At 73.9% G+C, this 12,686-nt stretch carries 12 protein-coding genes; 2 read left to right on the forward strand and 10 right to left on the reverse strand.

What is annotated here, in order from left to right:
- Positions 1–23 precede the first annotated feature (23 nt).
- Entirely contained in the window at positions 24–725 is a 702-nt protein-coding gene (locus tag IH61_RS0128120; protein WP_234327366.1) for an MBL fold metallo-hydrolase, read from the forward strand.
- Here the strand turns inward: IH61_RS0128120 and IH61_RS0128125 are convergent.
- The 8 genes from IH61_RS0128125 to IH61_RS0128160 all read right to left on the reverse strand — a co-directional run bounded on the left by IH61_RS0128125 (position 711) and on the right by IH61_RS0128160 (position 9,418).
- Complete coding sequence (locus tag IH61_RS0128125) at positions 711–2,264, reverse strand: amino acid adenylation domain-containing protein (RefSeq protein ID WP_107057245.1); 1,554 nt, start codon at positions 2,262–2,264, stop codon at positions 711–713. The two genes, IH61_RS0128120 and IH61_RS0128125, sit on opposite strands and share 15 nt — an antisense overlap.
- Positions 2,261–3,091, reverse strand: coding sequence for an OAM dimerization domain-containing protein (locus tag IH61_RS0128130; RefSeq protein ID WP_199823399.1), 831 nt, complete (start codon positions 3,089–3,091; stop codon positions 2,261–2,263). Before IH61_RS0128130 ends, IH61_RS0128125 begins: the two co-directional genes overlap by 4 nt.
- Positions 3,088–4,674: a lysine 5,6-aminomutase subunit alpha gene (locus tag IH61_RS0128135; protein WP_051838162.1), complete on the reverse strand. Its 1,587-nt coding sequence runs from the start codon at positions 4,672–4,674 to the stop codon at positions 3,088–3,090. The genes IH61_RS0128130 and IH61_RS0128135 overlap by 4 nt, the downstream gene beginning before the upstream one ends.
- Complete coding sequence (locus IH61_RS0128140; protein ID WP_051838163.1) at positions 4,671–5,747, reverse strand: hypothetical protein; 1,077 nt, start codon at positions 5,745–5,747, stop codon at positions 4,671–4,673. Before IH61_RS0128140 ends, IH61_RS0128135 begins: the two co-directional genes overlap by 4 nt.
- A 65-nt stretch (positions 5,748–5,812) precedes the next feature.
- Positions 5,813–7,219: a KamA family radical SAM protein gene (locus IH61_RS0128145; protein ID WP_051838165.1), complete on the reverse strand. Its 1,407-nt coding sequence runs from the start codon at positions 7,217–7,219 to the stop codon at positions 5,813–5,815.
- Positions 7,220–7,281: 62 nt separating this feature from the next.
- On the reverse strand, positions 7,282–7,965 hold the full coding sequence (locus IH61_RS0128150; RefSeq protein WP_078911450.1) for a GNAT family N-acetyltransferase: 684 nt from the start codon (positions 7,963–7,965) through the stop codon (positions 7,282–7,284).
- Between the two features lie 35 nt (positions 7,966–8,000).
- Positions 8,001–9,050, reverse strand: coding sequence for a pyridoxal phosphate-dependent aminotransferase (locus IH61_RS0128155; protein ID WP_037973455.1), 1,050 nt, complete (start codon positions 9,048–9,050; stop codon positions 8,001–8,003).
- A complete protein-coding gene (locus tag IH61_RS0128160; RefSeq protein ID WP_031074847.1) occupies positions 9,047–9,418 on the reverse strand; it encodes a hypothetical protein in 372 nt (123 codons plus the stop codon). The genes IH61_RS0128155 and IH61_RS0128160 overlap by 4 nt, the downstream gene beginning before the upstream one ends.
- Before the next feature lie 121 nt (positions 9,419–9,539).
- On the opposite strand from IH61_RS0128160, the gene IH61_RS41520 reads away from it, so the two are divergent.
- Entirely contained in the window at positions 9,540–10,532 is a 993-nt protein-coding gene (locus tag IH61_RS41520; RefSeq protein WP_051838166.1) for a helix-turn-helix transcriptional regulator, read from the forward strand.
- Positions 10,533–10,584: 52 nt separating this feature from the next.
- Here IH61_RS41520 and IH61_RS0128170 read toward each other — a convergent pair whose 3' ends face one another.
- A complete protein-coding gene (locus tag IH61_RS0128170; RefSeq protein WP_031074850.1) occupies positions 10,585–11,850 on the reverse strand; it encodes a hypothetical protein in 1,266 nt (421 codons plus the stop codon).
- Between the two features lie 36 nt (positions 11,851–11,886).
- Entirely contained in the window at positions 11,887–12,606 is a 720-nt protein-coding gene (locus tag IH61_RS0128175) for a GNAT family N-acetyltransferase (RefSeq protein ID WP_031074852.1), read from the reverse strand.
- Positions 12,607–12,686: the final 80 nt, after the last annotated feature.

Genomic DNA, 12,686 nt, shown 5'->3' on the forward strand with positions numbered 1-12,686 from the left:
GGCGGGGGGCCAGTGGGTTGCTGGTGGAGTACGACGGGTTCCGGGTGGTGGTGGATCTCGGGTACGGCACGTTTCCACGGTTGTTGGAGCATTGTGGTGGTGGGCCGCGGGTGGATGCGGTGGTGATCACGCATGAGCATCCGGACCACTGTGCGGATCTGAGTGCGCTGGGGCGGGCGCTGTACTTCGCGGAGGAGCGGGGGGAGCGGGTGCCGTTGTACTGCACGCCGGGGGTGGTGGGGCGGGTGCAGGCGATGGAGCCGACGGAGGACCTGGGGGAGGTCTTCGAGGTGTTCGAGCTTCCGGGGAGGTACCAGGTCGGGCCGTTGAGATTGGATGCGGAGCTGTTGCCGCATCATGTGCCGCATGCCGGGGTGCGGTTGAGTGCGGAGGGGTTCACCGTGGCGTACAGCGGGGATGCGGGGGCGGCGCCCGTGCTCGGTGAACTGGCGGCGGGGGCTGATGTGTTCGTGGCCGGGGCCACGTTGCAGGGGGAGGGCAGGGACCCGCTGCTGATGAGTGCGGTGGAGGCGGGGGAGTGGGCGGCTCGGGCCGGGGTGAAGCGGTTGGTGGTGTCGCACTTCTGGCCGGGGAGTGACCGTGGCCGGTCGGTCGCGGAGGCCCGCAGCCGGTTCGAGGGGGAGGTGATCGCGGCGGAGGAGGGCATGGTGGTCGCGTTGGGCCCCGGCCCGGGGCCCAACGCCGTCGGGTCAGGCGGCGAATAGGGCCGTGCGGTCCAGCTTGCCGTGGGGGGTGAGGGGCAGGTGGCGGAGGTGGTGGATGGCCTGGGGGAGCATGTGGGCCGGCAGGTGGTCGGCGAGGTGGGTGCGTATCAGCCGGGCCGGGGTGGTGGCCGGGTCGGCGACGACGTAGGCGGTGAGGGACTGGGCGTCGGCGGTGACGGTGCAGGCGGCGCTGGTGACGCCGGGGACGGCGCGTAGGGCGGCTTCGATCTCGCCCAACTCGATGCGGAAGCCGCGGAGTTTGACCTGGCCGTCCTGGCGGCCGAGGTAGCTGAGGGTGCCGTCGGGCTCTTCGACGGCCCAGTCGCCGCTGCGGTAGTGGCCGTCGACGAAGCGGGCGGCGTTCAGCTCGGGGCGCTCGAGGTACCCGTGGCTGACCGAGGCGCCGGAGACCCAGAGTTCGCCGGGCTGGCCGGGCGGGACGGGTGCGCCGTCGGCGTCGCGGAGGGAGAAGCCGAGGTGGGGGAGGGGGCGGCCGATGGGGGTGCGGCCGGGGCGGGCGGCGTCCAGCAGCTCCGGGGTGAGGGGGCAGTGCGTCACGTGCACGGTGGTTTCGGTGATGCCGTACATGTTGACCAAGGTGGTGCCGGGGCCGAGTCCGGCGGTCCAGAAGCGGCGGACGTCGTCGGGGACCAATGCCTCGCCGCCGAAGACGATGTGGCGGAGGGCGGGGAAGGTCAGGCCGGAGGCGATGGCTTCGGTGACCAGGTTGCCGAAGGCGGAGGGGACCTGGTTGAGGAAGGTGACGCTGTGCGAAGCGAGGAGCTGGGCGAAGGCTTCCGGGTCGGCGGCGGTCTCGCGGTCGACGACCACCGCCTGGCCGCCGTACAGCAGCGGGCCCCACAGCTCCCAGACGCTGAAGTCGAAGCTCCAGGAGTGGAAGATCGTCCACACCTCGTCCGGGCCGAGGTCGAACAGCGGGGCGGCGGCGTCCATCAGGGCCAGTACGTGGGCGTGGCTGACCAGGCAGCCCTTGGGCAGGCCCGTGGAGCCGGAGGTGTAGATGGCGTAGGCGGTGTCGGCGGGGACGACCTTGGAGGCGCTGCCGGGCCGGGTGGCGAGGGTGAAGGGGCCGACGGTGGCGATCGGGGACTCGCCGGGGAGCAACGGGGCGTCGGTGAGGACGAGTTGGGCGCCGGAGTCGTCGAGCAGGTGCTTCTGGCGGGCCTCGGGGTAGCCGGGGTCGACGGGGAGGTAGGCGGCGCCGGAGCGGAGGATGCCGAGGATGGCGCCTGGGGCGTGCCGGGTGCGGCCCGCGCGCAGCGCGACGAGCTGTCCGGGGGCGGTGAGGCCGGAGAGCGCGGAGGACACGGAGTCGGCCAGGGCGTCGAGTTGGCGGTACGTCAGTACACCGAGCGAGTCGGAGACGGCCGGGCGCGAGGGGTACCGGAGGGCGGTGGCGGCGAAGCGGGTTTCGAGGCGGTCGGCGGGCATCGGGGGCTCCGGGTGGAGGAGGAAGGGGTCGGCGAGGTAGATCAGGAGGTGGGGGTCGGAGAGGAAGGCGGCGGGGCGGAAGCTCATGCCGGCGCCCCCACGAGGGCGTGCACCAGGTAGCTGGCGACGTCGGCGGGGGTGGTGCCCCGGCCGAAGACGCGGTCGACGCCGAGTTCGGTGGCCGCGTCGGGGTCGAAGCGGGGGCCGCCGACGACGAGCAGCGGGCGTTCGGTGTCGCCGAACTCGGCGCGCAGTTCGGCGGCGAGCTCCTTGACGTTGGTGAGGTGGGCGTCCCGCTGGGTGACGACCTGGGAGACGAGGACGGCGTCGGCGCCCTCCTCCCGGGCGCGGCGGACGAGGTCGGGGACGCTGACCTGGGCGCCCAGGTTGAGGACCTTCAGCTCGCGGTAGTACTCGAGGCCCTTCTCGCCCGCGAAGCCCTTGATGTTGAGGATGGCGTCGATGCCCACGGTGTGGGCGTCGGTACCGATGCAGGCGCCGAGTACGACGAGCTTGCGGCCGAGCCGCTCGCCGATGGCGGTGTTGACCTCCTTGGCGCTGAGCAGCGGGTACTCGCGCTCGATGACCGAGACGGTGTCGAGGTCGACCTCGTGCAGCACCGGGCCGTAGACGACGAAGAAGGTGAAGGCCGAGCCGATGGGCTTGGAGTGCACCAGCATCGGGCGGTCGACGCCCATCCGGCGGGCGAGCTGCAGCGCGGCGCCGTCGGCGCGGGGGCCGTGCGGGACGGGCAGGGTGAAGGAGAGCTGCACCATGCCGTCGTCGGTGGTGTCGCCGTACGGGCGCACGGTGGTGGCGGTGTGCGGGAGGGCGGGGGGCTCGGGAAAGGCTTCCGGAAGGGCTTCGGCAAGGGCTTCCGGAAGGGCTTCGGGAAGGGTGAGGTCCGGGCTCACGTGGTCTCCAGGAGGTCGATGGCGGGGTTGCGGTAGCCGTCGGCCCGGGCCACCACGCCGTCGGCGCCGCGTCCGCCCGCGGGCGGACGGCGCATGCCGCCGAAGGTGCCCGCGGCGATGGCGTCCAGCAGGCCGCGGCCGCGGATGTCGCCGAGCAGGTCGACGGCCTCGCCGAGGACGTGGGCGGCGCGGCGGGCGATCAGGCCGTCGGGGGCGGGGTGGAAGTCCTCCGCGAGGCCGCCGGCGGCGTCGAGGACGTAGCGGATGTTGCGCAGCGCGAGGTCACGGTCGGAGAGGAAGGGGGTGACGACCGCCTCGGTCATCATGCCGACGAGCAGGATGCTCTGTTCGGTGAGCGCCCCGGCGAGGTTGAAGAAGCCGTTGAGCAGGTAGCCGTGGAAGACGTCGCCGGTCATGTGCCGGGTGGGCGGCATCCACTTGAGCGGGGCGTCGGGGAAGAGTTCGCGGGCGAGGAGCGCGTGGGCGAGTTCGAGGCGGAAGGAGTCGGGCACCGCCGGGTCGATCTCGAAGGCGTGGCCGAGGCCGAGCTGGCCGTCGGCGAGGCCGGCCTCCTTGGCGAAGTACTCGTTGAGGAGCTGGCTGGCGGTCACGGTGTGGGCGGCGTCGACGGCGTCGGCGGTGGTGAGGTAGTTGTCCTCGCCGGTGTTGATGACGATGCCGGCGCGGGCGTGGAGCTGGCGGGAGAAGCGCTGGTCGACGAAGGTGCGCACCGGGTTGATGTCGCGGAACAGGATGCCGTACATGGAGTCGTTGAGCATCATGTCGAGCCGCTCGAGGCCGGCGAGGGCGGCGATCTCGGGCATGCAGAGCCCGGAGGCGTAGTTGGTGAGCCGGACGTAGCGGCCGAGTTCGGCGGAGGTCTCGTCCAGCGCGGCGCGCATCAGGCGGAAGTTCTCCTGGGTGGCGTACGTGCCGGCGTAGCCCTCGCGGGTGGCGCCGTCGGGGACGTAGTCGAGGAGGGACTGCCCGGTGGAGCGGATGACGGCGATGACGTCGGCGCCGCCCTGGGCGGCGGCCCGGGCCTGGCGGATGTCCTCGTGGATGTCGCCGGTGGCGACGATCAGGTAGATCCAGGGGCCGCTCGGGTTGCCCCAGCGGGCGACCAACTCCTCGCGTTCGCGGCGGCGTTCGTCGATGCGGGCGATGCCCCGGGCGACGGCCGCACGGGCGGAAGCCTCGGACCGGACGGAGGCCGCGCCCGAGGGGATGCGGAAGGGGACGGTACGGGTGGCCGCGTGGGCGGCGAGGTCGGTGAGGTCGCGGTAGCCGCCGCCGCGCAGGGCCTCCCAGACGGGCAGGCAGACGCCGTGCTCCAGGCCGACCTGGTCGCGGACGGCGTCGACGAGCCGGTTGGCCCAGGGGATGCCCTCGGCGTCGGCGCCGTTGAGGCCGGCCAGGCGCAGGGTGGCGCGCTCGACGGCGACGGTGGTGTGGGAGCGGGCGAGGTCGACGACGGGGCGGCCGACCTCGGCGGCCAGCTCCCGGGCGCGGCGCACCTGGGCGGGGTCGAGGCCGAGCTTGCCGGTACGGCTGCCGGCGACCGGGACGGCGGCGGTGGTCATGCGGCGCTCCCCGCGAGAGCGAGGGCGGGGGCATGGGGAGAGGTGTGCCCCAGCCGGTGGTCGAACAGGGCGCGCACGCCCGGCTCCTGCCGCACCAGGTCGAGGGCGAGCGCGGCGTGCCCGGGGGTGTACCCGTTGCCGATCAGCATGGTGACGTCGCGGGCCATGCCCTCGGCGCCGAGCGCGGCGGCCGGGAAGGAGGTGGCCATGGAGAAGTAGACGACGGTGCCGCCGTCGCGGGTGGCGAGGATCGCCGGGTGTTCGCAGCCGGGCACGTCGGTGCAGACCACGGTGATGTCGGCGGGCCCGCCGTGGGCGTCGAGCAGGGCGGCCAGGCCCAGCGGGTCGCGGGCGTCGCCGAGGAGGGCGAGGTCGGCGAGGCCGGACTCCTCCAGGGCGCGCAGCTCCGCCTCGGTGGGGACGAGGCCGATGACGCGCCCGGCGCCGGCCCGGCGGGCAGCCGCCATGGACAGCGAGCCGGACTTGCCGGCCGCGCCGAGCACCAGGACGGTGGGCGCGGGCAGCGGCGAGGAGCGCACGACGCGTTCGGTCAGCGCCGGGGCGCCGCAGACGTCCAGGACGGACAGGGCGAGCTCGTCGGGCAGGTCGTCGGGCAGGACGGCGGCGATGGAGCGGCCGAACAGCACGGCGTGGCCCGAGGTGGGGACGCGCTCGCTGAGGCCGTCCCAGCCGAGCAGCCCGTCGTAGACGGCGAGCGGGGTGAGGCTGAGGGAGACGAGGGTGGCGATGCGGTCGCCGGGGCGCAGCCCGAGCGGGGAGTCGGGGCCGACGGCCTGGACGCGGCCGATCAGCATGCCGCCGGAGCCGGTGACGGGGTTGTGCATCTTGCCGCGCTCGTCGATGATCGCGCAGACCTGGTCGCGGATGGCGTCCCCGTCGCCGCGGTGGGCCTCGTTGAGCTGGCGGTAGGAGGCGGCGTCGAGGTTGAGCACCTCCAGGCAGACGAGCACCTCGTCGTCGGCGATGGCCGGGTCGGGGTCGAGCCGCCAGGCGGCCTGGGGGAGGACCCCGGCGGGTTCGAGCACGCGGTGGGTACCCAGGGGAGAACTCATGCGTCCACCTCGCTTCGCTCGGCGGGGGCATTCGCCCACACGCACCTCCTCGATGATTCGCTCGCTCATGCCGCACCCCCGGTGAGGGCGAGCGCCTCGGGGGTGCTCCACCAGCGGCGGCCGGCCTCGGGCAGGGTGTGGACCGGGTCGTAGTAGTGGTAGGTGCGGTCCAGCGCCTCCGGGTCGTCGTGCTCGACGGAGGTGCGGTAGTTCTTGCGCCAGGAGGAGATGCCGCGCTCGCGGTCGTAGGAGTCGACCTGGTGCACCCAGCGCTTGCCGACGTACGGGACGTCGCAGACCACGCGCGGGGTGGCGAAGCCGGGCAGGTAGCCCATGATCGCGTGCTGGAGGCGCTGCGCCTCGGCGAGCGGCAGGCGCCAGTGCTCGGCGCCGGGGATCATGTCGCAGAGGTAGAAGTAGTAGGGCATGATGCCGGCGTTGTCGAGCAGGCCGAAGCAGAGGTCGAGCAGCGCCTCGGGGCTGGCGTTGACGCCGTCGAGGAGCACGCCCTGGTTGCGGACGTCGCGAAGGCCCGTGTCGAGCAGGGCGCGGGACGCCTCGGCGACCAGCGGGGTGACCTGCTGGGCGGCGTTGGCGTGGGTGTGCATGGCCAGGGAGACGCCGCGGCTGCGCGCCTTGGCGGCCAACTCGGCCATGCCGTCGAGGAGTTCGGGGGCCATCCAGTGCTGGGGCAGGCCGATGAGGCCCTTGCTGGCGAGGCGGACGTCCCGGACGGACTCGATGTCCAGCAGCCGGTCGACGAAGGAACGCAGGCGCGGCCAGGGCACGTTGGCGACGTCGCCGCCGGAGACGACCACGTCGCGCACGGTCGGGGTGGCGCGCAGGTAGTCGATCATGCGGTCGAGGCGGTCGGCGGGGCGGAGCACGAAGCGGTACTTGGCGATCTGCGGGGTGTTGTTGCCGACGAGGTCCATGCGGGTGCAGTGCCCGCAGTACTGGGGGCAGGTGGTGACCAGCTCGGCCAGCACCTTGGTGGGGTAGCGGTGGGTGAGGCCCTCGACGGCCCACATCTCGGCCTCGTGCAGGGAGTCGCGGGAGGCGAGGGGGTGGCTGGGCACGGTCGGCTGCCGGTCGGAGGCGACGGGCAGCATGTAGCGGCGCACCGGGTCGCGGTACCAGGCGCCGGTCTCCGGCGGTCCGTCCGGGCCGATGGTGTTGAGCACCTGCGGGGTGAGCAGCAGCGACATGGTCGCGTGCTCCCGCTGGTCGGTCTCCAGGTCGGCGTAGAACGCCTCGTCCAGGCCGGGGCCGACCACCTCGCGCAGTTGGCGCACGCTCTTGACGCAGTGGGCGCGCTGCCACTGCGCGTCGCGCCACTGGCCGGCGGTGACCTCGCGCCAGCCGGGGAAGCGGGTCCAGTCGGGCTCGACGGCCTCGCGCCGCCGGTACTCGTACGGCTGCGGGAGCGGGTCGAGGGCGGTGGGGGCCAGGGTGGGGGCGGCGTACGCCATGATGCCTCGGTTTCCTTACGGGCCACCGGCGGTCGGACGTCCGTCGGGCGGTGGTGGGGTGGTCAGTGGGTGAGCTGGTAGACGAACAGGCCGTCGGCGTCGGGCATGCGGGTGAAGGAGGCCCGCTCCATGACGCGCTGGGAGGCGGTGTTCTCCGGGTCGGTGGTGGCGATGACGCGCTCGACGCCGTCCTGGGCGAGGGCCCAGCAGGCGAGTTCGCTGAGCGCGACGGTCGCGTAGCCGTGGCCGCGGGCCTCCTCGACGAGGTCGAAGCCGATCTCGACCTGGCCGCCGTCGGGCGAGCCGTGGAAGCCCATGCCGCCGACGGCGACGGCGTCCTCGCTGCGGACCAGCAGGTACATGCCCCAGCCGGGCTGCAGCAGGCCCGCGTCGGCGGCGCGGGTGAGCATCTTCGCGGCCACCCGGGTGCCGTCCCCGGGGGCGCCGCCGAGCCATTCGAGGCCCGCGGTGCCGCCCTCGCGCAGCTGCTCGGCTTCGGAGGGGAGCACCTCGCGCAGCTGGACGGGACCGGCGGTGAGCAGCTGGACGGCCGGGCGGGCGGCGTCCTCGGCGACGGCGGCGCGCACCGACGCGGGGCGCAGGTCCGTCCAGCCCTCGGCGACGCGCTCCAGGCAGACGCGCTCGTCGCCGGTCCAGTCGGTGGCCAGCCAGCCGGACGGCGTCTCGGCGCGGCGCGGCCAGACGGCGTACTGCTCCTGCTGGTTGACGATCACGACATGGGTCATGGGGGGTGCTCCTACGGATCAGGGGAAAGCGGGGTTCAGCGGAGGGGAGCCAGCTCGTCGAGCACGTCGAGGAAGCGCTCCAGCTGCTCGGTCGGGCCGAGCGAGACGCGCAGGTAGCCGGGCAGGCCGAAGCGGCCGGCGTCGCGTACGAGGATGTCGTGGCGTTCGGCGAGCAGCCGCTCGGCGGAGGCCGAGTCGGGCACGGCGACGGCGACGAAGTTGGTGGCCGAGGGCAGCGAGCGGCGGCCCCGGGCGGCGAGTTCGGCCCGGAACCAGGCGCGCCGCTCGGCGGTGAGCGCCACGGCGCGGGCCAGGGTGGCCCGGTCGGCGAGGGCGGCGACGGCCCCGGCCTGGGCGGCGCGGTTGACGCTGAACGGCATGGTGCCCTGGGCCTCGCGCAGCTTGGCGATCAGGTCGGCGCGGCCGACGGCGTAGCCGATCCGCAGCGCGGCCAGCCCGTACGCCTTGGAGAAGGTGCGCAGCGAGATCAGCGGGGCGCCGGAGGCTCGGACGGGGCCCAGGTGGTCCAGCACCTGCGGGGAGCCGGCGGGGGCGAACTCGGCGTACGCCTCGTCCACGACCAGCGGGGTGCCGGTGCGCTCGGCGGCGGCCACCAGCAGGTCGAAGCGGCGGCGGTCGAGGAGGGCGCCGGTGGGGTTGTGCGGGTTGCACAGGTAGCCGATGCCGGCGCCGGCGAGGGCCTCGGCGAAGCGTTCGGCGTCGGTGTCCACGCCTTCGGGGCCGGTGAGGGGGATCTCGGTGCAGCCGCGCCGGGCGGTCTCCAGGCAGATCCGGTAGCCGGGGAAGGTGGCGGCGGTGGTGACGCCGGGGCGGGTGGTGTCGCCGAGGGCGAGGGCGGTGAGCAGGACGAGTTCGTCGCTGCCGTTGGCGACGGCGATCTGGTCCTCGGCCACGCCCAGGTGGGCGGCGAGGGCGGCGACGGGGCTCAGCCGGGCCGGGTCGGGGTAGACCTCGGTCAGGTCGATGGCCTCGCGGGCGGCGGCGAGGGCGAGCGGGCTGGCCCCGTACGGGTTCTCGCTCAGGTGCAGCCGGGCCGGGCCGGTGAGGGCGGTGGCGGTGGTCATGCCGCGTCGCCCAGCAGGATGCCGAAGCAGTAGCTGCCCGGCTCGGCCTCCTTGGTGAGGAACTGGTGCTCGGCGCCGGCCGGGACGTGCAGCATCGCCGGGGAGCTCAGCTCGTGCAGCTCGCCGTTCACGGTGACGTCGATGCGGGCGCCGCCCTTGTTCGGCGAGACCAGGAAGTAGATCTCGGCGACCTCGTGCTTGTGCGGGTCGGCGACGGGCTTGCCGACCAGGTGGTCGATCGAGCCGCCGGCCAGCTGGAACGGCAGGCCCCCGAACATGTCGGCGGTCAGGTAGAACGGGGCCGGCACGTGGTGGCCGGCCACGGGCAGGAACTGGGGGATGTCCGTGCGAACTTCGACGGTTTCCATGGCTCCACTCCGGGGCGTCTGGCTGGGGATGTGATCAGCCTTGCCGACTCGGGGCCCCGGATCGATGTCCATGCGCTGTCATAAACTTGCCTGGCAGCAAGTGACCGGCGGGGGGAGAACCATGATCGACCCGGAGGCCGGCCTCGGCACCGAACTGACGCCCGACGCGGCCGTCCTGTACGAACAGGCGTTGCGGGACGGGGTGTTGATGGCCGCCGACCGGCCCGCCGCGCTGCCGCCCGAGCGCTTCGAGGCGGCCCTCGCGGTTCTGTTGGAGCTGCGGCTGCTGCACGGCACCGGCCCGGGCCGGTGGGTGCCGGCGAGCCCGGAGGCGGCGGTGGCCGAGCTGGTCGGGCCGCTGGAGCAGGAGATCCACGAGCGGCGGATGCGGGCCGAGCGGACCCGGGCGATGCTGCTGCCGCTGCAGTCCACCTACTTCGAGGCGCGGCGCGACCGCGGCCGGGGCGTGGCGATCGAGCTGCTGCACGACGTGGAGCAGGTGCGCAGCATGCTGGGCGAGGTCTCCCGGGCCTGCTCCGAGGAGGTCTTCGTCAGCCAGCCGACCGCGCTGAGCGAGGAGACGCTGGTCGACAGCCGCCCGCGCGACCTGCAGCTTCTGGACCGGGGCGTGCGGATGCGCGCCCTGTACCCGCACGTGGTGCTGGCCAGCCCGGTGGTGCAGATGCACTTCACCCGCATGTCGGAGGCGGGCTCCGAGATCCGTACGGTCGGCGAGGTGATCGACCGGCTGATCATCTTCGACCGCCGGATCGCCTTCCTGCCCGACCGCAGCCAGGAGGGCGAGCCGGGCGCGATGGTGATCCGCGAGCCGGTGGTGGTCGAGTACCTGTACCGGACGCTGGAGCGGGAGTGGAGCCAGGCCCGCCCGTTCGCGCACACCGGCTTCGGCTACGGGGACAGCGGCGAGGAGGTCAAGCGCGGCATCGTGCGGCTGCTCGCGGCCGGGCACAAGGACGAGGCGATCGCGCACCGGATGAACATGTCGGTGCGCACCTGCCGGCGGCACATCGCCGAGCTGATGCGGGACTGGGGCGTGGAGAGCCGCTTCCAGGCGGGGGTGTTCGCCTCCCGGTTCGCGCTGATCGACCGGTAGCAGGGAAGGGCGGCGGCCGCGGGGGTCGGCCGCCGCCCGGCTCAGGGGGCCGTCAGTGTTCGCACTGGGCGGAGGTCAGGACACGCTCGCCCTCCGGCCCGTCCACGGTGAAGGTCAGCCTGGCGAGCGCCTCCTCCACCACGGCCAGCATCGCGGCGTGGTCCTCGGTGATCCCGGTGACGGAGACCAGCTCGGCGGTCTGCACGGTGGGCAGCATCGGCTCGCCGGGGCGGCTCATCACCGTCGCGCCCTCGACGCCCGGCACCTCCAGCACGTCCCGTACGCCGTGGACGGCCTTGAGCAGGCCCCCCTCGCGCGGGGTCTGGACGGAGCGGACGAAGTACACCCGGTCGGTGGGGGCGTGGCCGACCTCCACCTCCTCGCCGAGGGCGATGCGGGCGGCCAGCTGCATCGGGTCCAGGCCCCCGGCCAGCTCGGACAGCCAGCACTGGAAGCCGCCGAGACGCCCGTTGACCTCGATCAGCCGGGGGCCCTCGGCGGTGAGCTTGAGCTCGGTGTGGGTGATGCCGGTCTCGATGCCCAGCGCCTCGACGACCCGGGTGGTCAGGGCGAGGGCGGCGGCGCGCTCCTGCTCGTCGACCGGGGCGGGCCAGTACTGGCCGGGCTCGCGGAAGGGCGGCAGCAGCGGGTACTTGCCGGTGACCTGCCAGTGGGTGACGACGCCGCCGACCACGGCGCTCTCCACCGAGACGTAGTCCCCGAAGGGCCCGCAGTCGCGGCCGAGCAGGTACTCCTCCAGCACCATCGGGCCCGCCTCCGGCCCGGTCAGCAGCTCCTCGGCGAGGCGGTGGCCCTCGGACTCCTCCGTGATCAGGTGGGTGTCCCGGCTGCCCTGCCCGGTGGCGGGCTTGAGCACGGCGGGCAGGCCGACCTCGGCGAGCGCGGCCGGCCAGTCGCCGGGCCCCTCCAGCCGGGCGGAGCGGACGGCGTCCACGCCGTGCTCGCGCAGCCGGGCGCGCATCGCGTACTTGTCGCGCAGCAGGCCGACCGTCTCCACCGAGTGGTACGGCAGGCCGAGCCGCTCGGCGAGGTCGGCGGTGTCGGCGAGGCAGAGCTCGCTGAAGGTGAGCAGCGCGTCGGGGCGGTGGCGGCGCAGCGCCTCGGCGGCGACGTCCGGGTCCGGGTCGAGGTCCACGACCGTGGCGAGCTCCTCGATCAGCGCGTGGTTGAGCTCGGTGTGCTCGGACCGGCGCAGGGCCAGGAGCACGTCGCCGAGCGGTTCCAGGTGGTCGACGATGGCGAGCGGGCTCACCGCGCCCAGGTCGTAGACGACGGCGATGACGGGTCGGTCTGCCACGGTGGTGGGTCCTTAGGAGTGGGTGGGTGGGCCGGCTCAGGCCGCGGCCTGGTCGCTCTCGGGGGCGTAGCGGATGCCGGAGAGGGCCGAGGCCAGGGCGTTGGCGGTCGGCGTGGTGGCGGTCGCGTCGAAGAGGTGGCGGGCCGCCTCGACGCCCCGCACCTCGGCGTCGATGGCGCGGTGCCCGGCCCAGCGCTCGCGGCTGAGGCGGTAGCGGTCGCTGACGGCCTTCTCGCCGCGCACCGCGTTGGTCTGGACGCCGTCGTGGACGAAGCCGAACTTGCGGCAGACGGCCTGGGAGGCGTCGTTGCCCTGCCGGACCACGGACAGCGCGTGGTCGGCGCCGAGCCCGGTGAAGGCCAGCTCCAGGCTGGCGGCGCGGGCGTGGCCGCCGAGGCCCGTGCCCTGGTGGCGCAGCCCGAGCCAGGAGGTGAGCAGCACCTCGCGGGTGGTGCCGAAGTCGATCGCGCCGATGCTCTGGGAGCCGACGACCTCGCCGTCATGCACCACGACCAGGTAGAGCGTCCAGTCCTGCGGGGTCCACTCGGCCATGGCCTTCCAGTGCCGCTGCAGCACCCGGCGGGTGACGGTCTCGCGGTCGCCGTCCGTCCACTGGGAGAAGAACGGCATGAAGCCGGGGGCGTGGACGCCGTCGGCGGCCTGGTCGGCGAGTCGGTCGAGGTCCTCGGGGGTGGGGTGGCGCAGCTCGATCCGGGAGGTGCGGACGGACAGGTCGTACAGCGGCCAGTTGCGCATGGTCGCCTTCCTGGGGTGTCGGGGGGGTGGGGGGCGGGGGTGTGGTGGGGTGTCGGGGGTCAGCTCGCGGTCGCGAGGAG

The organism is Streptomyces sp. NRRL WC-3742 (assembly GCF_000720635.1).
Lineage (GTDB): Bacteria > Actinomycetota > Actinomycetes > Streptomycetales > Streptomycetaceae > Kitasatospora.

Coding starts and splice junctions, on each gene's coding strand:
- IH61_RS0128125 (WP_107057245.1), bottom strand. CDS start 2,264: ATGAGCTTCCGCCCCGCCGCCTTCCTCTCCGACCCCCACCTCCTGATC.
- IH61_RS0128135 (WP_051838162.1), bottom strand. CDS start 4,674: ATGACCACCGCCGCCGTCCCGGTCGCCGGCAGCCGTACCGGCAAGCTC.
- IH61_RS0128140 (WP_051838163.1), bottom strand. CDS start 5,747: ATGAGTTCTCCCCTGGGTACCCACCGCGTGCTCGAACCCGCCGGGGTC.
- IH61_RS0128145 (WP_051838165.1), bottom strand. CDS start 7,219: ATGGCGTACGCCGCCCCCACCCTGGCCCCCACCGCCCTCGACCCGCTC.
- IH61_RS0128150 (WP_078911450.1), bottom strand. CDS start 7,965: ATGACCCATGTCGTGATCGTCAACCAGCAGGAGCAGTACGCCGTCTGG.
- IH61_RS0128155 (WP_037973455.1), bottom strand. CDS start 9,050: ATGACCACCGCCACCGCCCTCACCGGCCCGGCCCGGCTGCACCTGAGC.
- IH61_RS0128160 (WP_031074847.1), bottom strand. CDS start 9,418: ATGGAAACCGTCGAAGTTCGCACGGACATCCCCCAGTTCCTGCCCGTG.
- IH61_RS41520 (WP_051838166.1), top strand. CDS start 9,540: ATGATCGACCCGGAGGCCGGCCTCGGCACCGAACTGACGCCCGACGCG.
- IH61_RS0128175 (WP_031074852.1), bottom strand. CDS start 12,606: ATGCGCAACTGGCCGCTGTACGACCTGTCCGTCCGCACCTCCCGGATC.